Here is a 19,733-nt window from a genome sequence, read left to right as displayed (position 1 = left end):
CCATCCTAAGGCCCGTCCGGGGGACCTGGACCGCGCCGGGACCCGTCCTAGTAGCCGGGGTAGCTGGGCAGCGTGCGCGGTCCCAGGTCGGTGCGGGCGGGGGGACGGGCCACGCGGACGGTGGCGCTCAGCACCGAGAGCCCCTCGGTGGCCACCACGACCGGCTCCAGGGACACGCCGGCCACCTCCGGGTGGTCGTCGACCAGCCGGGACACCCGCAGCAGGAGCTCTTCGAGGGCCGGGGTGTCGACGGGGTCGCTTCCGCGCCAGCCGAAGAGGAGGGGCGCGGCGCGCAGGGAGCGGATCAGGCCGGCGACGTCACGGTCGGTGGCCGGGACGAGCCGGTGGGAGGTGTCGCCGAGCAGTTCGGAGGCGACGCCGGCGAGCCCGAAGGAGAGGACGGCTCCGGCGGCGGGGTCGATGACGCAGCGCACGACGGTGTCGACGCCGCGGGGCACCATCGCCTGGACGACCGGGAGCAGTTCCTGGGGCTTGCCGAGCAGTTCGGTGAGTTCCTCGTAGCTGCGGCGCAGTTCGGCCTCGGTGGTGAGGTCGAGGCGCACGCCGCCGAGGTCCGCGCGGTGGCGCAGGTGCGGGGCGGTGGTCTTGAGGGCGACGGGGTAGCCCAGCACCCGGGCGGCCCGGGCGGCGGCGTCGGCGCTCGGCGCGGGGAGGGTGGCGTGGAGGCGGATCCCGTAGCGGGCGAGGAGGGTGCGGGCGTCGGCCTCGGAGAGGGTGAGGACGGCGTCGTGGGAGACGCCCGCGAGGAGGGCGGCGAGCTGGGCGGCGGCTCCGGCCTCGTCGATGTCCTCGAACTCGGGGACCTGGCCGGCGTCCGCGTTGGCCTGCCGCCACTGCCCGTAGCGTACGGCCTCGGCGATGGCCCTGACGGCCCGCTCGGCGGCGGGATACGCGGGGATGCCCGCGCGCGCCGCGGCGAGCGCCGGCACGCCCGGCGACGACGACGCCGCAGCCTGCGGCGCGGGTTCCGGCCCGGCCGGCGTCGGGGGCGAGGGGGCCGCCGGGTGGGCGCGGCCCGGGGACAGGGCGTCGGCCAGTGCGCCCAGTTCCACGTGGACCACCGCCACCGGCTTGCCCGGAGCCGCCGCCACCGCCTCCCGCAGCGCACCCGCCAGATCGCCGGCCAGCTCCTGCTCCCGCACCCACGGGATCGCCGTCACCACCACCGCGTCGTTGTCCGGCGAGGCCAGCGCCACGGCCAGGGCCGCCCGGAAGTCCTCAGGCGAGGCGGCCGTCGTCAGGTCCAGCGGCGCCAGCGGCCGCAGCCCTTCCGTCAGGCAGGCGTCGTACGTGAGCACCCCCAGCGACTCGGAGTTTCCGAGGATCGCCACCCTCGGCCCGGCCGGCAGCGGCTGTCCGGCCAGCAGCAGGCCGACGTCGACCAGTTCGGTGACCGTGTCGACCCGGATGACGCCCGCCTGCCGCAGCAGCGCCGAGACCGTCGCCTCGGGCAGCCGGGTCCCGGGTACGACGTGCCCGGCCGGGGTGTGGCGGCCGCCGCGGGCCACGACCACCGGCTTGACGGCGGCCGTCCGCCGGGCGAGACGGGTGAACTTGCGCGGGTTGCCCAGGGTTTCGAGGTACATCAGCGCCACATCGGTGGCTTCGTCGTCGTACCAGTACTGGAGGATGTCGTTGCCCGAGACGTCCGCGCGGTTGCCCGCCGAGACGAACGAGGACAGCCCCGCGCCCCGCCGCAGCAGCCCCGACAGCAGGGCGATGCCGATCGCGCCGGACTGGGTGAACAGGCCGATCCGGCCCCGCTCGGTGGCCGGTGCCGGGGCCAGCGAGGCGTTGAGCTCGATGTCGGGCGCGGTGTTGATCACCCCGAAGGCGTTCGGTCCGATCAGCCGCATCCCGTAGGACCGCACCTGCCTCAGCAGGTCGCGCTGGCGCTCCTGTCCCGCCGGCCCGCTCTCCCCGTATCCGGCGGAGAGCACCACCAGTCCCTGTACGCCGTGCTCCCCGCACGCCGCGACCGCGTCCGGCACCCGCTGCGCCGGGACGGCGATCACCGCGAGGTCGACCGGGGCCGTGATGCCGGCGAGCGAGCGGTAGGCCCGTACGCCGTCCAGCAGGTCGGTGTCGGTCGCCTCGTTGACCGCGTAGAGGTGCCCGTGGAAGCCGGCGTCCCGCAGGTTGCGCAAGACCGCCGCGCCGACGCCCGCGCCGGAGCGGCTGACGCCGATCACCGCCACGGAGCCGGGTGCCAGCAGCCGCTGGACGGAGCGGGCCTCGGCGCGCTGTTCACGGGCGCGCTGCACGGCGAGCGACTCGGCGGTGGGTTCGAGGTCGAGGGTGAGGTGGACGGACCCGTCCTCGAAGCTGCGCTTCTGCTGGTAGCCGGCGTCCGTGAACACCTTGATCATCTTGCTGTTGGCGGGCAGCACTTCGGCGGCGAACCTCCGGATGCCGCGCTCGCGGGCCACCGCGCCGATGTGTTCGAGGAGCGCGGAGGCCACCCCGCGGCCCTGGTGGGCGTCCTGGACCAGGAAGGCGACCTCGGCCTCGTCTGCGGGGGCGGACGCGGGCCGGCCGTCGGGGCCGATCCGGTCGTAGCGGACGGTGGCGATGAACTCTCCGCCGATGGTCGCGGCGAGGCCGACCCGGTCCACGTAGTCGTGGTGCGTGAAGCGGCGCACGTCGCGGTCGGAGAGCCGGGGGTACGGCGCAAAGAAGCGGTAGTACTTCGACTCGTCGGAGACCTGTTCGTAGAAGCTGACCAGCCGTCCCGCGTCATCGGTGGTGATGGGCCGGATCCGGGCGGTGCCGCCGTCGCGCAGGACGACGTCCGCTTCCCAGTGGGCCGGGTACGAGAGGTCCGACTCGGTGGTCATGGGCACACCCTAAGGGGCGCATCCCCCTGTCGGCGCGTGCGCGGCGCATGAGGCACATCAGGGCGAACCGGTGCAAGCTGGGGGAGGTCGAACGGCGGTGGATACGGGACGAAGGTCGGTCCGAGCATTCCGGGTGTCGTGAGAGACTGGTCTAGACAACCGAAAGAACCTGAAGGGCATCACCATGGCAGAGCGCCGCGTCAACGTCGGCTGGGCCGAGGGCCTGCACGCTCGTCCCGCCTCGATCTTCGTCCGCGCGACGACCGCTTCCGGCGTCCCGGTGACCATCGCGAAGGCGGGCGGCGACCCCGTCAACGCCGCTTCCATGCTGGCGGTTCTGGGCCTGGGCGCCCAGGGCGGCGAGGAGATCGTCCTCACGTCCGAGGCCGAGGGCGCCGAAGCCGCGCTGGACCGCCTGGCGAAGCTCGTCGCCGAGGGCCTCGAGGAGCTCCCGGAGACGGTCTGACCCCGTCCCCGGCCCTTCGGGTCGTCCTGCGCGGTGGAGCCGCGGCCCCCGGACCACCGGGCGCCGCGGCTCCGCTGCTTTCCGGCCGCAATTCCCGCGCGTCCTTCGGCCCGCATTTCAGCCACGGGAAATAACCGGCCGCTCGCGCATTCACCCCACCGGGGCAGGGAAATTCCCATTCCGCGCAGCCGGGGCCGGTGCCGAGAATGACCGGATACCTTTGTATACGGCCACTGTTAATGTCGGCCGCTCCCCGTGTTTACGGCAGGTTGCGAAGTCCTCACGCGCGTATCGCGCAGCCGGTAGCATCCGGCCGCACGTTCCACGTGCAGCCCGGTCAGCGTCCGGGCGCGCTCGGCGTCGCCCCGCACCACCGCGTCCACGATCGCGCCGTGCTCCGCCCAGGAGTCGGCCGGCCGGGCCGGGGGCCGCACCACGTACATCCAGGCGATCTTGTGCCGGGTCTGGGTCAGCACGGAGATCAGCCCGGGGCTGGCCGAGGCCTGCGCGAGCGTTTCGTGGAACCAGCCGCCCAGGGCGCGCAGGTCCTCCCCCCGCCCGTTCCTGGCCCGTTCGCGGCCCAGCCGGACCAGCCCGCGCAGCACCTTGAGGTGCCCTTCGGTCCGCCTGCGGGCGGCCCTCGCCGCGGCGAGCGGTTCCAGCAGCGCCCGCAGCTCCAGCAGGTCCGCCGCCTCCTGCTCGGTCGGCTCGGCGACACAGGCTCCCGCGTGCCGGCGGGTGGTGACGAACCCCTCCGCCTCCAGGGTGCGCAGCGCCTCGCGGACGGGGACGCGCGAGACTCCGTACCGGCGGGCGAGGACCTCCTCGGTCAGCCTGCCGCCCGGTTCGAAGACCCCGGAGACGATGTCGTCACGAATTGCGGTGCATACCGCGTGCGCGGGAATACGCAAGACCGGACTCCGCTCTCATTCCGACTGCCGGCTACCGGCGTTACCGCCACGACCGTACTGCGACTCTATTGCAACACACGACGATTTCCGAGAACGGCCGGAAATACGAAACATTTGCCGGGCAGCCGGAGAAGCGGGGCAGGAGGCGCAGGACGCGCGAGGCGGTGATACGCGCAAGGCCCCGGCTCGGTGAGCCGGGGCCTTGGACGGAAGCGGTGCGGTGCGGTGCGGTCAGACGCTGACGCCGTGCGAGCGCAGGTACGCCACCGGGTCGATGTCCGTGCCGTACGTGGCACCGGTACGGGCCTCGAAGTGCAGGTGCGGGCCGCTGGAGTTGCCCGTGGAGCCCGAGAGGCCGATCTGCTGACCGGGGGTGACCTGCTCGCCGACGGAGACGCTCAGCGAGGACATGTGTCCGTACTGGGTGTAGGTGCCGTCGTTGTGCTTGATGACCACGTTGTTTCCGTAGGCGCCACCCCAGCCGGCCTCGACGACGGTGCCCGCGCCCACGGCGTGGACGGTGGTGCCGGAGGCGGCGTGGAAGTCGATGCCCGTGTGGCTGCCGGAGGACCACATGCCGCCGCCCGCCTTGTACTGCGTGCTGACGTACGAGCCGTCGACCGGGGCCACGAAGGTGTTGAGGCGCTTGCGCTCCTCCTCGCGGGCCGCCCGCTCGGCGGCGTCACGCTCGGCCTTGGCCTTGGCCTCGGCGAGGCGCTTGGCCTCGGCGGCGCGGGTCTTGGCCTCGGCTTCGGCCTGCGCCTTGGCGGCGGCGACCTCGGCGGCACGGTTCTGGGACTCGGCCTGGGTGTGGATCTCGTTCTGGAGGTCCTCGGCGACGACCACGGCGCCGAGGCCGGTGTCCTCGATCGAGGGGGCCACGGCCTTGTCCGCGGCGAACGCGGGACCGGCCAGGGTGCCGACGACGCCAGTGGTGGCGAGGGCGGCTATGCCGGCGTAACCGGCGGTCTTGCGGCTCAGACGACTGGAACCACGGTGCTTACCGGCGGCACGACTGCCAAACGCCATGAAGGGTTTGATCCTTTCCTTCCCTCTCGCCTACCGGGTTAGCTGACGGGTTCGGAGCAGGAAGGTCTCCTACGGGCCCCTCTTGCGAGGTGGTCCGATTCACCCCAGGGACGCATGTGGGTCCCCGGCTCCCCAGGCTCGCGCCTGACGGGGACTCGGCGATCGCTGTCCGGTGCCGCGGGTGCGGCGGGCACAACTGACGGACAGCACGGCCGACGCTAGGCGGATCATCAGTCAATCTCCAAACAGACACGCCTTTTTGTTACCTACGCCACACCACATTCGATCAACCACACCACCAAACAGACAAAAAGGGACTCCGGCGGACAAGCCGCCGGAGTCCCCTGCACCAATCGGGCACGTGCTCCCGTCAGTTGGTGACGACGGTGACCTCACCGATCCCGAGGGCCCGGACGGACTCCTCGATCTGCGCCGCGTCACCGACCAGGACCGTGACCAGCCGCTCCACCGGGAACGCGGCGACGGCCGCCGAGGTCGCCTCCACCGTGCCGGTCGCGGCGAGCTGCGCGTACAACCGCGCCTGGTAGTCGTCCGGGAGCTCCTGCTCGACCTGGTCGGCCAGGGTTCCCGCGACCGAGGCCGCCGTCTCGAACTTCAACGGGGCCACCCCCACCAGGTTCTGCACCGCGACGTCCCGTTCGGCGTCGGTCAGGCCGCCCTCCGCGAGGGTGCGCAGCACCGTCCAGAGGTCGTCCAGCGCCGGGCCGGTGTTGGGCGTGTCCACCGAGCCGCTGATGGCGAGCATCGAGGCGCCCTTGCCGTCGGCGGTCGAACGCAGCACCTGGGCGAAGGCGCGCACGCCGTAGGTGTACCCCTTCTCCTCGCGCAGCACCTTGTCCAGGCGGGAGGTGAGGGTGCCGCCCAGGCAGTACGTGCCGAGCACCTGGGCCGCCCAGACGCGGTCGTGCCGGTCCGGGCCGATGCGGCCGATGAGCAGCTGCGTCTGGACCGCGCCGGGCCGGTCCACGATGACCACGCGGCCGGTGTCGTCGGCGGTCACCGGGGGCACGGGCAGCGGCGCGGCGCTGTCGCCGGTCCAGCCGCCCAGGGTGTCCGCGAGGACCGCGTCGAGGTCGATGCCGGTCAGGTCGCCGACGACCACCGCGGTGGCGGTGGAGGGGCGCACGTGGGCCTCGTAGAAGGCGCGTACGGCCGCGGAGTCGATCCGGGCCACCGTCTCCTCGGTGCCCTGGCGGGGCCGGGACATCCGCAGGGCAGCCGGGAAGAGCTCCTTGGAGAGCTCCTTCGCGGCGCGGCGCTGCGGGTTGGCCAGCTCGTGCGGGATCTCGTCGAGCCGGTTGCGCACCAGCCGGTCGACCTCGCCGTCCGCGAAGGCGGGGGCGCGCAGCGCCTCGGCGACCAGGCCGAGGGCCTTGGCCAGGCGGGAGGCCGGGACCTCCAGGGAGACCCGGATGCCCGGGTGGTCGGCGTGTGCGTCGAGCGTGGCGCCGCAGCGCTCCAGCTCGGCGGCGAACTCCTCGGCGGAGTGCTTGTCGGTGCCCTCCGACAGGGCGCGGGCCATGATGGTGGCCACGCCGTCCAGGCCCTCGGGCTCCGCGTCCAGCGGGGCGGCGAGGTTGATCTCGACGGCGATCACCTGCTGGCCCGGGCGGTGGCACCGCAGCAGGGTCAGGCCGTTGGGCAGCGAACCGCGCTCGGGGGCCGGGAAGGCCCAGGGCTTGGCCTCGCCGGCCTGCGGCTGCGGGTGGAGGGTCATCGTGACGGCTGCGGTGTCGCTCACTGCTCCGCCCCTTCGTTCTCGGTCTCGTCGGTCTCGTCGGACTCCGCAGAGAGCGGCTCGTACACGAGCACCGCGCGGTTGTCGGGGCGCAGCCGGGCCGCGGCCACGGCCTGTACTTCCTCGGCGGTGACGTCGAGGACGCGCTGGACGGCGGTCAGGGCGAGCTGCGGGTCGCCGAACAGGACCGCGTAGCGGCACAGTTCGTCGGCGCGGCCGGCCACCGTGCTCAGCCGGTCCAGCCACTCGCGCTCCAGCTGCGCCTGTGCGCGCTCCATCTCCTCGGCCGTCGGGCCCTCGGCGGCGAACCGCGCGAGTTCCTCGTCGACCGCCGCCTCGATGGCGGGCACCTCGATCCCGCTGGAGGTCTTCACGTCCAGCCAGCCCAGGGAGGGCGCGCCCGCGAGCCGCAGCAGGCCGAAGCCGGCCGCGACGGCGCTCTGGTCGCGCCGGACCAGGCGGTTGTGGAGGCGGGAGGACTCGCCGCCGCCCAGGATGGTCAGCGCCACGTCGGCGGCGTCGCACTCGCGGGTGCCGTCGTGCGGGAGCCGGTAGGCGGCCATCAGCGCGCGGGCCGGGACCTCCTCGACGATCTCCTCGCGGAGCTGGCCGCCCATGACCTCGGGCAGCGCGCCGTCGCGCGGCGGCTGCTTGCCGTCGTGCGCGGGAATGGTGCCGAAGTACTTCTCGATCCAGGCGAGCGTCTGCTCCGGGTCGATGTCGCCGACCACCGACAGGACGGCGTTGTTGGGCGCGTAGTACGTGCGGAAGAAGGTGCGGGCGTCCTCGAGGGAGGCGGCGTCCAGGTCGGCCATCGAGCCGATGGGCGTGTGGTGGTAGGGGTGGCCCTCCGGGTAGGCGAGGGCGGTCAGCTTCTCGAACGCGGTGCCGTAGGGGACGTTGTCGTACCGCTGGCGGCGCTCGTTCTTGACGACGTCGCGCTGGTTCTCCATGGACTCCTCGTCCAGGGCGGCCAGCAGCGAGCCCATGCGGTCCGCCTCCAGCCACAGCGCGAGCTCCAGCTGGTGGGCGGGCATCGTCTCGAAGTAGTTGGTGCGCTCGAAGCTGGTGGTGCCGTTGAGCGAACCGCCGGCGCCCTGGACGAGCTCGAAGTGCCCGTTGCCCGGTACGCTCGCCGAGCCCTGGAACATCAGGTGCTCGAAGAGGTGAGCCAGACCGGTCCGCCCCTTGACTTCGTGGCGGGAGCCGACGTCGTACCAGAGGCAGACGGCGGCGACCGGAGTCAGGTGATCCTCGGAAAGCACCACGCGCAGGCCGTTGGCCAGCCGGTGCTCGGTCGCTGTCAGGCCGCCGGAGCCGGCCTGAGCTGTGGCCGTGTGACCCATGGGCATGTGGTCCCTTCGATCGCGATGCAGAGATTTCTGTCAGACCTGCCACTGTATGCAAGCGCGTCGGCAACCGGAGAAGTTCCCGGGTTCCCCCGCCCGGGGCTCCGTCCGGGGGGACCCCAGGGCCGGAGTCGGCGTTGTCGGTGCCACGGGCCACAATGGTCCGCGTCGACGTCGACACCGGGCGAAACCGGTCGGATCCCCGGCCGGACCGTCGGCCGGACCGGCAGACTCCGTACGAACCCGCCAGACCAGACCGCCTGACCTACCCGCCAGACCAGACCGCCAGACCCCGAGTACACCCTTTCTTGGTTAAGGAGCCGCGCAGCGATGGCCCGCCGCAGCACGAAGACCCCGCCGCCGGAGGATTTCGAGGAGAAGATCCTCGACATCGACGTCGTCGACGAAATGCAGGGCTCCTTCCTCGAGTACGCGTACTCGGTGATCTACTCCCGTGCCCTGCCGGACGCCCGCGACGGCATGAAGCCGGTGCACCGGCGCATCGTCTACCAGATGAACGAGATGGGCCTGCGCCCCGACCGCGGGTACGTCAAGTGCGCCCGCGTCGTCGGCGAGGTCATGGGCAAGCTGCACCCGCACGGCGACGCGTCGATCTACGACGCCCTCGTACGCATGGCGCAGCCCTTCTCGATGCGGCTGCCGCTCGTGGACGGCCACGGCAACTTCGGTTCGCTCGGCAACGACGACCCGCCGGCCGCCATGCGTTACACCGAGTGCAAGATGGCCGACGCCACGTCACTGATGACGGAGTCGATCGACGAGGACACCGTCGACTTCGCCGCCAACTACGACGGCCAGGAGCGCGAGCCGGTGGCGCTGCCCGCCGCCTACCCGAACCTGCTGGTCAACGGCGCCTCCGGGATCGCGGTCGGCATGGCCACCAACATGCCGCCGCACAACCTCGGCGAGGTCATCGCCGCCGCCCGGCACTTGATCCGGTACCCGCAGGGGGACCTGGAGGCGCTGATGCGCTTCGTGCCGGGCCCCGACCTGCCGACCGGCGGACGGATCGTGGGACTGTCCGGCATCAAGGACGCCTACGAGAACGGCCGCGGGACGTTCAAGATCCGCGCGACGGTGGCCGTGGAGAACGTGACCGCCCGCCGCAAGGGCCTGGTCGTCACCGAACTGCCCTTCACGGTCGGCCCCGAGAAGGTCATCGCGAAGATCAAGGACCTCGTCGGTTCGAAGAAGCTCCAGGGCATCGCCGACGTCAAGGACCTCACCGACCGCTCGCACGGCCTGCGCCTGGTCATCGAGATCAAGAACGGCTTCCACCCGGAGGCCGTACTGGAGCAGCTCTACAAGCTGACGCCGATGGAGGAGTCCTTCGGCATCAACAACGTCGCGCTGGTCGACGGACAGCCGCTGACGCTGGGCCTCAAGGAGCTGCTGGAGGTCTACCTCGACCACCGCTTCGAGGTCGTACGGCGGCGCAGCGAGTTCCGCCGGGGCAAGCGGCGCGACCGCCTGCACCTGGTCGAGGGCCTGCTGGTGGCCCTCATCGACATCGACGAGGTCATCCGGATCATCCGGGACAGCGACAACTCGGCTCAGGCCAAGGAACGGCTGATCGAGCGGTTCTCCCTGAGCGAGATCCAGACCCAGTACATCCTGGACACCCCGCTGCGCCGGCTCACCCGCTTCGACCGGATCGAGCTGGAGTCCGAGCGCGACCGGCTGACGGGCGAGATCGACGAGCTGACCGGGATCCTGGAGTCCGACAGCGAGCTGCGCAAGCTGGTCTCCTCCGAACTGGCCGCCGTCGCGAAGAAGTTCTCCACCGAACGGCGTACGGTCCTGCTGGAGTCGGGTGCCGCGCCGGTCGGGGCGGTTCCGCTGGAGGTCGCGGACGACCCCTGCCGGGTGCTGCTGTCCTCGACGGGGCTGCTGGCGCGTACGGTGACCGCCGAGCCGCTGCCGCTGGAGGAGGGCGGCCCCCGCGCCAAGCACGACCTGATCGTCTCGCAGGTCACCGCCACGGCCCGGGCCGAGGTCGGCGTGGTCACCTCCTACGGGCGGCTGCTGCGGCTGTCGGTGATCGACCTGCCGCAGCTGCCGGACACCCACACCGCGCCCAACCTGGCGGGGGGCGCCCCGGTCGCCGAGTTCCTGTCGGGCCTGGAGGCGGACGAGCAGGTGATCTGCCTGCTCTCGCTGGACGAGTCCTCGCAGGGCCTGGCGCTGGGCACCGAACAGGGCGTGGTCAAGCGGGTCGTGCCGGACTACCCGGCGAACAAGGACGAGCTGGAGGTCATCACCCTCAAGGAGGGTGACCGGATCGTCGGCGCGGTCGAGCTGAGCACGGGTGAGGAGGACCTCGTCTTCATCACCGACGACGCCCAGCTGCTGCGCTACCCGGCGGGTCAGGTGCGTCCGCAGGGCCGCCCGGCGGGCGGTATGGCCGGCATCAAGCTCTCCGAGGGCGCCAAGGTGATCCACTTCTCGGCGGTGGACCCGGGACGCGAAGCCATGGTGTTCACGGTGGCGGGCTCCCACGGGACGCTGGACGACTCGGTGCTGTCGGGGAAGCTGACCCCGTTCGACCAGTACCCGCGCAAGGGCAGGGCCACCGGCGGCGTGCGCTGCCAGCGGTTCCTCAAGGGTGAGGACGTGCTGACGCTGGCCTGGGCGGGCAACGCTCCCGTCCGTGCGGCGGCGGCCGGTGGCGCCCCGGCCGAGCTGCCGGCGGTCGACCCGCGCCGGGACGGCTCGGGCACGTCTCTGCCGGCCGTCGTCGCGGCGTTGGCGGGTGGCGCGCTGTAGCGGAAGCAGTCGGTTCGGGTGGTACGGACGGGGGACGTACCACCCGAATGCCGACTAGTGTTTTCCCGTTGGTGCTTGTGGTGGGGGCGGGGGAATACTGATGAGCCGTCAGTCGGGTGGGATGATCGGAGACTGGGCCGAGGCTCAGCGCAGGCAGCAACGGACGCAGTTGATCCAGCAGCGTGAGGCGGAGCGCCGCCGACGGGCCTGGGACCGGGACGTGAGCCGGGGCGAACGCGAACAGCAAGCCGCCTATCGGCAACGCCGTGAAGCCGAGGCACGGAGCCGCACTGAGGGCATCGAGGCAGAGGTTGCGGCGCTGCAGAACCTGCTTGCGCAGGGTTGCCGGGCTACGCCGTTCCGGATGGCCTCGTTGGTGCGGAGCGAGGTGCTCGAACCGTTCCGTCCCGGCTCCCTGGCCCATCCGGTGGCAATACCGCGCATCGAGCAGTTCCAGCAGCAGAGCAGTGGCATGGCACTGGGCTCCTACCGGCGGGTGCAGGCAGAGCGCGAGGAGCAGGCCCGGTACGCACGGGCCCGGCAGAAGGCCCAGTCGGCGGAGACCCGGCGCCAACAGCAACTGGCCGAGAACCGACAGCAGTACGAGCGATGGGCAGCCCAGCAGCTCGCCGCGATCCGGGCACACAACCGTGGGCTGGACGAGCTGGCCGGACGTCTGCGCGCCCGCGACGCCGAAGCGGCGGTCGAGTACTTCTCGGCCGCGCTGTACGCCTCCTCGGCCTGGCCGGAGAACCTGCCGCGGCAGGTGTCCGCCGCGTACGACCGGGCTGCCCGGCAGTTGGTGCTGGACTGGGAGCTGCCGCGCTTCGAGGTGGTGCCGCAGACCAAGGCGGTCCGCTACGTGCCCAGCACGGACCTGGACAAGGAGACCGCCCGCCCCGTCACGCAGCGCCGGACGCTGTACCGGGACCTGCTGGCCCAGTGCGTGCTGCTGGTGCTGCGCGAGCTGTACGCGGCGGACGAGTTCGGCGCGCTGGACTCGGTGGTCGTCAACGGATTCGTGGACGACCACGATCCGGTGACCGGGCAGGAGGCGCAGATGGTCCTGGCCACCGTGCGAGCCGATCGCGAGGCCTTCGCCGGGCTGCGCCTGGAGCAGGTGAGCGCGGTGGACTGCCTGCTCGACGGGCTGGGCGGACAGCTGTCGGCCCGGCCGGACCAGTCGGCGGCGGTGCGGCCCGGGCGCCGGCCCGGCGAGGTCGGTGGCGTCGTCAGCCACGGCGGGCACGCGGGCGGCGGCGAGGAGGAGCCCGACCTGTTCACGATGGACCCCATCGCCTTCGAGAACCTGGTCGCCGAGCTGTTCCGGGCGATGGGCATGGAAGCGGTGACCACGCAGCGGTCGGGTGACGGCGGCGTCGACGTGGAGGCACTGGACCCGGCGCCGATCCGGGGCGGGCGGATCGTCGTCCAGGTCAAGCGCTACCGCAACACGGTCCCGCCGACGGCGGTGCGGGACCTGTACGGCACGGTCCAGGACAGGGGGGCGAACAAGGGGGTGCTGGTCACCACCGCGTCCTTCGGGCCGGGGTCGTACACCTTTGCCAACGGCAAGCCACTGGAGTTGGTTCCCGGGACCGAACTGGTGGCGCTGCTGCACCAGCACGGGCTCCGGGGACGCCTCGGCGACGGCGGCCGCCCGGCGGCGGCGCGCGGTGCGGCGTCGGCGCCCGCGCCCACGCCGGCATCCCCGCCCGCGACGGACCCGGCCGCGCCGGACCCGGCCTCGTACAACGTGCTCGGCATGTCGTGGTCGGGCAGCGTCGCTCTGGACGTCTGCGCGCTGGTCTGCGAGGGCAGCCGGGTGCTGAGCGAGGACCACTTCGTCTTCTTCAACAACCTCCGGACACCGGACGGTTCCGTGCGGTCCGGGACGCACACGGCGCCCGACAAGGCGGCCGTGGAGGTGGACTTCGACGCCCTGCCCGAGCGTGCCGACCGCCTGGTGCTCGTGGCCGCCATCGATCCGGAGGTCAATCCGGACGCCGATCTCGCGGGCTTCACCGAAGCCCGGATCCGGCTCCTCGACTCCGCCGGGCAGGAACTCGACCAGCTGGAGGTCTCCGACGGACGGCACGGCGAGACCGCGCTGGTGCTCGGCTCCTTCCGTCGCCGCCCGGGCGGCGACTGGAAGTTCGTGATCGGCGGCAAGGGCTACCGCGGCGGTCTGGGGGACCTCCTCGGCGACTTCGGCATCGAGGTCGCCTGAGCCCCGGCTAGGTCTGCTCCGGCTCGTCGAGCGAGGTGTCGTCGGGCGCGGCTTCCTCTTCCCGGACGGGCCGGGCGAGGTACCGCAGCACGCCCCACATGCTCTCGGGGCTCACCTGACGCGGCTGCGGCTCGCGGCAGGCCTCCAGTTCGCGCAGCAGACCGGCGCCTTCCATGGCGGAGCCGATCAGGACCAGCTGCGTCAGCCGTGCCTCGCCCCGCCCCCAGGGGGCGGTGGCGAAGCGGAGGAAGCGGCCCACCGCCTGGACCTCGTAGCGTTCCTCGTGCCCGGGGACGCCGAAGTAGACGTAGCCCTTGATCCGGTAGAGACCGGCCGGCCGGCGGTCGAGGAAGTCGATGAACCGGCGCGGGTGCATCGCCTGCTCCGATACGAATTCCACGCTTTCGTACCCGGTGTGGACGTGCCCGGTGTGGACGTGCCCGGTGTGGACGTGCCCGGCGTGGACGTGCCCGGCGTGGCCGTGCCCTGCGTGGCCGTCCTCGCCGTCCGCGGCCTCCCCGGCCAGCAGGTCCTCGAAGGACAGCTGGCCCTGTGGCTGGGTCCAGGGCCGGCGGTCGAAGAGCAGTTCGGGGTCGACCCGCCCGTGGTCGACGGCCACCACCGGCGTGCCGGGCGCGCACAGTGCGGCGATTTCCGCCTCGGTGCGGGCCCGCTCGGCGGCGTCGATCCGGTCGGTCTTGTTCAGGACCACCAGGTCGGCGACCGCAAGATGGCGGTCGGTCTCCGGGTGCTTGGCCCGCGTCGCGTCGAACTCCGCGGCGTCCACGACCTCCACCGTCCCGCCGTACCGGATCGCGGGGTTCTCGCTGGCCATCAGCATCCGGATCAGTTCCTGCGGTTCGGCCAGGCCGCTCGCCTCGATGACGATGACGTCGATCCGGTGCGCGGGGGCGGAGAGCTTCTCCAGGTACGCGTCGAGTTCGCTTCCGTCGACCGCGCAGCACAGGCAGCCCCCGCCGAGCGAGACCATCGAGTCGCCGAGCTGCCCGGCCACCGCCATCGCGTCGATCTCGATCGCGCCGAAGTCGTTGACGACGACTCCGATGCGCGTGCCGCCGCGGTGGGCGAGGAGATGGTTGAGCAGGGTGGTCTTACCGGATCCGAGGAACCCGGCGAGGACCACGACGGGGATGGTGCGAGCGCTCCGGTCGGGCTGCCTGGGGGTAGGTGATGTCGGGTGCACCCGGCCGATCGTAGTCAGCCGAGCGCGGGAACCGGCTGGGGCGGCGTGGGGCCGCTGTAGCGGGCGGCGGGGCGGATGATCTTCGAGTCGGCGGCCTGTTCCAGGATGTTGGCGCTCCAGCCGACCACGCGGGCCGCGCAGAACGTCGGGGTGAACATCTCGCGCGGCAGTCCGCACAGCTCCATGACGACGCCGGCGTAGAACTCCACGTTGGTGTGCAGCTCACGGTGCGGTTTGAGCTCGGCGAGGATTTCCTCGACGTGCTGTTCGACCTCGACCGCGAAGTCCACCAGCGGGCCGCCGAACTGCCGGGCGACGTCGCGCAGCATCCGCGAGCGCGGGTCTTCGGTGCGGTAGACGGGGTGGCCGAAGCCCATGATCCGGTCGCCGGCGAGCACGCGTTCGCGGATCCACGCGTCGATCCGGTCCGCCGTGCCGATCGCGTCGAGGGTGTCCAGGGCCCGGCTCGGGGCGCCTCCGTGCAGCGGCCCGGAGAGTGCCCCGATCGCCCCGGTCAGACAGGCGGCGATGTCGGCACCGGTGGAGGCGATGACGCGGGCGGTGAAGGTGGAGGCGTTGAAGCCGTGGTCGATCGTGGAGATCAGGTACTGCTCGACCGCGCGGGCCTTGGCCGGCTCGGGCTCCTGACCGGTCAGCATGTACAGGTAGTTGGCGGCGTACGGAAGGTCGTCGCGCGGGTCCACCGGTTCCAGGCCCTGCCCGAGCCGGTGCAGCGCGGTGAGCAGGGTCGGCACGGCGGCGCAGGCGGCGAGCGCGTCGGCCGCCCGGCGGTCGGGGCTCAGGTCGTAGACGGGGCGGAAGCCGGCGGATGCGCCGAGCAGGGACAGCGCCGTGCGCAGACCGGCGAGCGGGCCGGACAGGGAGGTGGCCCGGGCGAGGGCCGGCAGGGCGTCGCGCACCTCGGCGGGCAGGTGGCGCAGCGGCACGGTCTCGGCGGTGAAGGCGGCTCGCTCGGCGGCGTCCACGGGCAGGGCGCCCCGGAACATCAGCTGCCACACGTCCTCGAAGCTGCGGCTCGCTGCGAGCTCGACGGCCGAGTACTGGCGGTAGTGGTAGAAGCCTTCGAGGCCCCGTACGTCCCCGAGCTGCGTCTCGGTGACCACGACGCCCGCGAGTCCGCGGGGTACTTCGACGGTGAGGTTCATGGATCGACCATCCATCATGGATTCAATCCTTGTCAATATTGATTGAATCAACCTATGTAGGGTGGTGGTCATGAACGAGCAGGCGGATGGCCGGCGGCGGCTCACCACCCGGCAAGCGGCGGAAGCGCTCGGAGTGAAGCCCGCGACCGTGTACGCGTACGTGAGCCGCGGGCAGCTCACCAGCCGGCGGGACCCGGTCGGGCGCGGCAGCAGCTTCGACGCGCACGAAGTCGAGGCACTGGCCCGGCGCAACCGGCGCGAGGCGGCCGGTCCGGCGGCCGCCTCGGGAGAACTTTCGGTCCGGACCTCCCTCACCCTGATCGAGGACGACCGGTACTACTTCCGCGGCGTGGACGCGGTCGAGCTGGCCTCGCGGCACCGCTACGAGGAGGTCGCCGAGTGGCTCTGGACCGGGAAGCCGGCTCCCGGCGCCCGGTTCACCGCGCCGCCGGAGCCCCTGGCCGCCGCGCGCCGTTCGGTGGCGGCGCTGCCCGAGCACAGCGGTCCCGTCGACCGGCTCCGGGTGGCGGTCGCGGCGGCGGCCGTGGCGGATCCGCTGCGGTTCGACCTGTCCGAGACCGCCGTACTGGGCTCCGCGCGCTGCCTGATCCCCACGCTGGTCGGCGCGCTGCCCGAGGTGGGTCCCGCCCAATGGGGCGGTGACGTCCGACTGGCCCGGCGGCTGTGGTCCCGGCTCACGCCGCAGGAGCCGGACCCGGACGCCCTGGCCGTGCTGGACCTCGCCCTGGCCCTCCTGGCCGACCACGACCTGGCCGCCTCCACCATGGCCGTCCGCGTGGCGGCGTCGGCGCGGGCCCACCCGTACGCGGCCGTCTCGGCCGGACTCGGGGCCCTCGAAGGGCCACTCCACGGAGCCGCCGGGCGACTGGCGCACACGATGCTGGTGGAGGTCCTGGAGCGGGGCGCGGCCGCGCCGGTGGTGGCGGAGTACCTGCGGGCGGGACGCCGGGTGCCGGGGCTCGGCCACCGGCTCTACCGGGGGCAGGACCCGCGCGCCGGGGCGCTGTTCGCCCGGCTGGAACAGTTGCCGCAGGCCTCCCGGGCGCTGCGGGCGGCCCGGGACGTGGCCGAGGTGATGGCCCGCCACGGCGGCGGCCTCTACCCCAACGTCGACTTGGCGGTGGCGGTGCTGACGGTGTCGTACGCCATGCCGGCCGAGGCGGGCGAGACGGTGTTCGCGGTGTCCCGGACGGCGGGCTGGATCGCCCACGCCCTGGAGGAGTACCAGGAGCGCCCCCTCCGCATGCGCCCCAGCGGCCACTACACCGGCCCCCGCCCACCGCAGCCCCTCCCCTGACCGCTCGGCCCGGCTCCAGGGCCGGCGGGGTGCGACCTCCCTCACTCCGGCCGGCTCGGTGGGAGCAGAGGAACCAGCCCGCGGCCCGGCCCGCACCCCTGGTGGGCCGGCAGGCCCTGCGCCCCGCCGGGGGCCTCCAGTTCCCGCCCCCGCCCGGTGCAGCGGGCGACGCGACCCCCGCGGCAGCGGCGTCCGCAGGGGCGCCTGCCCACCCCGGGCGGCCCGCCCGCGGCGTGGACCGGGATTCCGCTTGTGCCGAAGCCGACCTACGGTGCTACCCATGCGGTTCCTCCTCACCAGCGCTCGGCGCCTCGGGCTGCCCAGACGGGCCGTCTCCCAGATCCTGCTGACGCAGCTGGCCATCGCGGCCGGGGTCGCGGTTCTGGCCACCGGGCTGTTCCTGGCGCCGCTCAGCTCGCAGCTCGACGACCAGGCCATGCGGCGGGCCCTCGCGATCGCCCAGAGCGCGGCGGCCGACCCGGCGCTGGCCACCGGCCTGCTGGACTCCGCCCCCGTCCCGGACAGCCCGGTGCAGGCGGCTGCCGAGCGGATCCGCCGGGCGACGGGTGCCGAGTACGTGGTCGTCGTGGACCTGAACGGGATCCGCCGTTCCCACCCCAGCCCCGACCGCATCGGGAAGCCGGTCTCCACCGACCCGGGCGACGCCCTTGCCGGCCGCGAGGTGATGGAGATCGACGAGGGCACCCTGGGCCGCTCGGCCCGCGGCAAGGTCCCGCTGCTGGCCGCCGACGGGGAGATCGTCGGCGCCGTTTCGGTCGGCATCGCCTACGACAGCGTCCGGGACCGGCTGATCGGGGCCGTCCCGGGCCTGCTCGCCTACGCGGGCGGCGCCCTGGCAGCCGGGGCGCTCGCCGCGTACCTGCTCTCGCGCAGGATCCAGCGGCAGACCCGCGACCTGGCCTTCTCGGACATCTCCGCCCTGCTCGCGGAGCGGGAGGCGATGCTGCACTCCATCCGCGAAGGCGTGATCGCCCTCGACCGCGGCGGGCGCGTCCGCCTGGTCAACGACGAAGCCGCCCGGCTGCTGGGCCTCGCGCCGCACTCCGCCGACGCGCTCGCGGGGCGCGCGCTGGACGACGTACTCGGCGCGGGCCGCACCGCCGACGTCCTCTCGGGCCGCGTCACCGGCCGCGACCTGCTGACCGTCCAGGGCGCCCGGGTACTGGTGGCCAACCGGATGCCGACCGAGGACGGCGGCGCCGTCGCCACCCTGCGCGACCGCACCGAGCTGGAGCGCCTGGCCCGGGAGCTGGACTCCACCCGCGGTCTGATCGAGGCCCTGCGCGCCCAGGACCACGAGCACGCCAACCGGCTCCACACCCTCCTCGGCCTGTTGGAGCTCGGTCTCCACGACGAGGCGGCGGAGTTCGTGACCGAGGTCGCCGGAGTGCACCGCAGCACCGCCGAGCAGGTCACCGAGAAGGTGCGCGACCCGCTGCTGGCCGCTCTCCTCGTGGGCAAGGGCGCGGTCGCCGCGGAGCGGGGCGTCTGCCTGCGCCTCGCCGACCGGACCCTGCTCCCGGACGGCCTCGTCGATCCGGGCGGCCTCGTGACCATCACGGGCAACCTGGTGGACAACGCCCTGGACGCGGCCGCGGCCTCGGCGGCGCCGTGGGTCGAAGTGGAGCTCCGCGCCGAAGGGCGCTCGGCGCTGCTCCACGTCCGGGACAGCGGCCCGGGCATCCCCGCCGGCCGGAGCGAGGAGATCTTCACCGAGGGCTGGTCGACCAAGCAGCCCTCGGCCCACCGCGAGCGCGGGCTGGGGCTCGCTCTGGTGCGCCGTCTGGCCGAGCGGCAGGGCGGTACGGTCCGGGCCGGTGGGACAGCGGACGGAGGGGCGGAGTTCTCCGTCGTACTCCCGGAGGCCCTGCGATGAACGAGACCCCGATGCACGTATTGGTCGTCGACGACGACATGCGTGTTGCCCGGATCAACGCGGCGTACGTGGCGAAGGTTCCCGGTTTCCGGGTTTCCGCCGAAGTCCATTCGGCGGCCGCGGCCATGGAGTTCCTGGAGTCCCATCCGGTCGACCTGATCCTCCTGGACCACTACCTCCCCGACGAGAACGGCCTGGACCTGGTGCGCCGCCTGCGCCAGAACGGCCACCGCACCGACGTCATCATGGTCACCGCAGCCCGGGACCTCACCACCGTCCAGGCCGCCATGCGCCTCGGCGCCCTCCAGTACCTCGTCAAGCCGTTCACCTTCACCGGGCTCCGCACCCGGCTGGAGGCCTACCGGACCCTGCGGCACGCCCTGGAGGCCGGCGGTGAGGCCGAACAGGCGGAGGTGGACCGCCTGTTCGGCGCACTGGCGGCGGCCGAAAGCCCCAACGACCTGCCCAAGGGCCACTCGCCGACCACCGCCGAACTCGTCCGCCAGGTCCTGCGCACCGCAGCCGGGCCCCTGTCGACCCAGCAGATCGCCGACCTCGCGGGCATCAGCCGCCAGACCGCCCAGCGCTACCTCAAGCTGCTGGACCGCTCCGGCCGGGTCACGCTCGCCCTGCGCTACGGCGAGACCGGCCGCCCGGAACACCGCTACAGCTGGCGGCCCCAGGACCACGGCCCGGCGTAGCCCCTGTCCGGGCGCCGGAGAAGAGCGCCCGGCCAGGGACCCGCCGCGTCACACCGCA

At 72.8% G+C, this 19,733-nt stretch carries 13 protein-coding genes and 1 riboswitch; of the genes, 6 read left to right on the top strand and 7 right to left on the bottom strand.

What is annotated here, in order from left to right:
• Positions 1 to 47: 47 nt before the first annotated feature.
• Complete coding sequence (locus tag OHA81_RS23745) at positions 48 to 2,858, bottom strand: bifunctional acetate--CoA ligase family protein/GNAT family N-acetyltransferase (protein ID WP_329198970.1); 2,811 nt, start codon at positions 2,856 to 2,858, stop codon at positions 48 to 50.
• Positions 2,859 to 3,042: 184 nt separating this feature from the next.
• Here OHA81_RS23745 and OHA81_RS23740 point away from each other — a divergent pair, with 184 nt between their 5' ends.
• Entirely contained in the window at positions 3,043 to 3,324 is a 282-nt protein-coding gene (locus OHA81_RS23740; RefSeq protein WP_215022735.1) for an HPr family phosphocarrier protein, read from the top strand.
• A 236-nt stretch (positions 3,325 to 3,560) separates the two neighbouring features.
• On the opposite strand, the gene OHA81_RS23735 is transcribed toward OHA81_RS23740, so the two are convergent.
• The 4 genes from OHA81_RS23735 to OHA81_RS23720 form a co-directional block, all read right to left on the bottom strand.
• On the bottom strand, positions 3,561 to 4,235 hold the full coding sequence (locus tag OHA81_RS23735) for a GntR family transcriptional regulator (RefSeq protein WP_329198966.1): 675 nt from the start codon (positions 4,233 to 4,235) through the stop codon (positions 3,561 to 3,563).
• Between the two features lie 231 nt (positions 4,236 to 4,466).
• Positions 4,467 to 5,264: a M23 family metallopeptidase gene (locus OHA81_RS23730; RefSeq protein WP_329198964.1), complete on the bottom strand. Its 798-nt coding sequence runs from the start codon at positions 5,262 to 5,264 to the stop codon at positions 4,467 to 4,469.
• Positions 5,265 to 5,276: 12 nt separating this feature from the next.
• Positions 5,277 to 5,435, bottom strand: a riboswitch (cyclic di-AMP (ydaO/yuaA leader).
• Between the two features lie 199 nt (positions 5,436 to 5,634).
• The gene (locus tag OHA81_RS23725; protein ID WP_329202518.1) at positions 5,635 to 7,002 is read right to left on the bottom strand and encodes a M16 family metallopeptidase; all 1,368 of its coding nucleotides are present in this window, start codon (positions 7,000 to 7,002) and stop codon (positions 5,635 to 5,637) included.
• A 20-nt stretch (positions 7,003 to 7,022) separates the two neighbouring features.
• On the bottom strand, positions 7,023 to 8,369 hold the full coding sequence (locus tag OHA81_RS23720; protein WP_329198962.1) for a M16 family metallopeptidase: 1,347 nt from the start codon (positions 8,367 to 8,369) through the stop codon (positions 7,023 to 7,025).
• Positions 8,370 to 8,702: 333 nt separating this feature from the next.
• On the opposite strand from OHA81_RS23720, the gene OHA81_RS23715 reads away from it, so the two are divergent.
• Positions 8,703 to 11,159 (top strand): DNA gyrase/topoisomerase IV subunit A, encoded by a 2,457-nt coding sequence (locus OHA81_RS23715; RefSeq protein ID WP_329198960.1) that lies wholly within the window; start codon positions 8,703 to 8,705, stop codon positions 11,157 to 11,159.
• Positions 11,160 to 11,259: 100 nt separating this feature from the next.
• Positions 11,260 to 13,389 (top strand): restriction endonuclease, encoded by a 2,130-nt coding sequence (locus tag OHA81_RS23710; protein WP_329198958.1) that lies wholly within the window; start codon positions 11,260 to 11,262, stop codon positions 13,387 to 13,389.
• 7 nt (positions 13,390 to 13,396) lie between these two features.
• Here the strand turns inward: OHA81_RS23710 and OHA81_RS23705 are convergent, their stop codons facing one another.
• Positions 13,397 to 14,533: a CobW family GTP-binding protein gene (locus OHA81_RS23705; protein WP_443056633.1), complete on the bottom strand. Its 1,137-nt coding sequence runs from the start codon at positions 14,531 to 14,533 to the stop codon at positions 13,397 to 13,399.
• A gap of 74 nt (positions 14,534 to 14,607) precedes the next feature.
• Complete coding sequence (locus OHA81_RS23700) at positions 14,608 to 15,774, bottom strand: citrate synthase/methylcitrate synthase (RefSeq protein ID WP_329202514.1); 1,167 nt, start codon at positions 15,772 to 15,774, stop codon at positions 14,608 to 14,610.
• 55 nt (positions 15,775 to 15,829) lie between these two features.
• Between OHA81_RS23700 and OHA81_RS23695 the strand changes: the two genes are divergently transcribed.
• The 3 genes from OHA81_RS23695 to OHA81_RS23685 all read left to right on the top strand — a co-directional run bounded on the left by OHA81_RS23695 (position 15,830) and on the right by OHA81_RS23685 (position 19,675).
• Positions 15,830 to 17,077, top strand: coding sequence for a citrate synthase (locus OHA81_RS23695; RefSeq protein WP_329198956.1), 1,248 nt, complete (start codon positions 15,830 to 15,832; stop codon positions 17,075 to 17,077).
• Between the two features lie 280 nt (positions 17,078 to 17,357).
• Positions 17,358 to 18,974 carry a sensor histidine kinase gene (locus OHA81_RS23690; RefSeq protein WP_329198955.1) on the top strand — a complete coding sequence of 539 codons (1,617 nt, stop codon included), beginning with the start codon at positions 17,358 to 17,360 and terminating at the stop codon, positions 18,972 to 18,974.
• Complete coding sequence (locus OHA81_RS23685) at positions 18,971 to 19,675, top strand: response regulator (RefSeq protein ID WP_329198953.1); 705 nt, start codon at positions 18,971 to 18,973, stop codon at positions 19,673 to 19,675. The genes OHA81_RS23690 and OHA81_RS23685 overlap by 4 nt, the downstream gene beginning before the upstream one ends.
• The last annotated feature ends 58 nt before the right edge of the window (positions 19,676 to 19,733 follow it).

Source organism: Streptomyces sp. NBC_00667 (assembly GCF_036226825.1).
In the GTDB taxonomy this organism is placed as follows: domain Bacteria; phylum Actinomycetota; class Actinomycetes; order Streptomycetales; family Streptomycetaceae; genus Streptomyces.
This window is presented reverse-complemented; position numbering and strand designations above follow the sequence as displayed.

What these genes read in the sequence shown, in the direction of transcription:
- OHA81_RS23745 (WP_329198970.1), bottom strand. Translation starts at nt 2,858, where the DNA reads ATGACCACCGAGTCGGACCTCTCGTACCCGGCCCACTGGGAAGCGGAC.
- OHA81_RS23740 (WP_215022735.1), top strand. Translation starts at nt 3,043, where the DNA reads ATGGCAGAGCGCCGCGTCAACGTCGGCTGGGCCGAGGGCCTGCACGCT.
- OHA81_RS23730 (WP_329198964.1), bottom strand. Translation starts at nt 5,264, where the DNA reads ATGGCGTTTGGCAGTCGTGCCGCCGGTAAGCACCGTGGTTCCAGTCGT.
- OHA81_RS23725 (WP_329202518.1), bottom strand. Translation starts at nt 7,002, where the DNA reads ATGACCCTCCACCCGCAGCCGCAGGCCGGCGAGGCCAAGCCCTGGGCC.
- OHA81_RS23720 (WP_329198962.1), bottom strand. Translation starts at nt 8,369, where the DNA reads ATGGGTCACACGGCCACAGCTCAGGCCGGCTCCGGCGGCCTGACAGCG.
- OHA81_RS23715 (WP_329198960.1), top strand. Translation starts at nt 8,703, where the DNA reads ATGGCCCGCCGCAGCACGAAGACCCCGCCGCCGGAGGATTTCGAGGAG.
- OHA81_RS23710 (WP_329198958.1), top strand. Translation starts at nt 11,260, where the DNA reads ATGAGCCGTCAGTCGGGTGGGATGATCGGAGACTGGGCCGAGGCTCAG.
- OHA81_RS23700 (WP_329202514.1), bottom strand. Translation starts at nt 15,774, where the DNA reads ATGGATGGTCGATCCATGAACCTCACCGTCGAAGTACCCCGCGGACTC.
- OHA81_RS23695 (WP_329198956.1), top strand. Translation starts at nt 15,830, where the DNA reads ATGAACGAGCAGGCGGATGGCCGGCGGCGGCTCACCACCCGGCAAGCG.
- OHA81_RS23690 (WP_329198955.1), top strand. Translation starts at nt 17,358, where the DNA reads ATGCGGTTCCTCCTCACCAGCGCTCGGCGCCTCGGGCTGCCCAGACGG.
- OHA81_RS23685 (WP_329198953.1), top strand. Translation starts at nt 18,971, where the DNA reads ATGAACGAGACCCCGATGCACGTATTGGTCGTCGACGACGACATGCGT.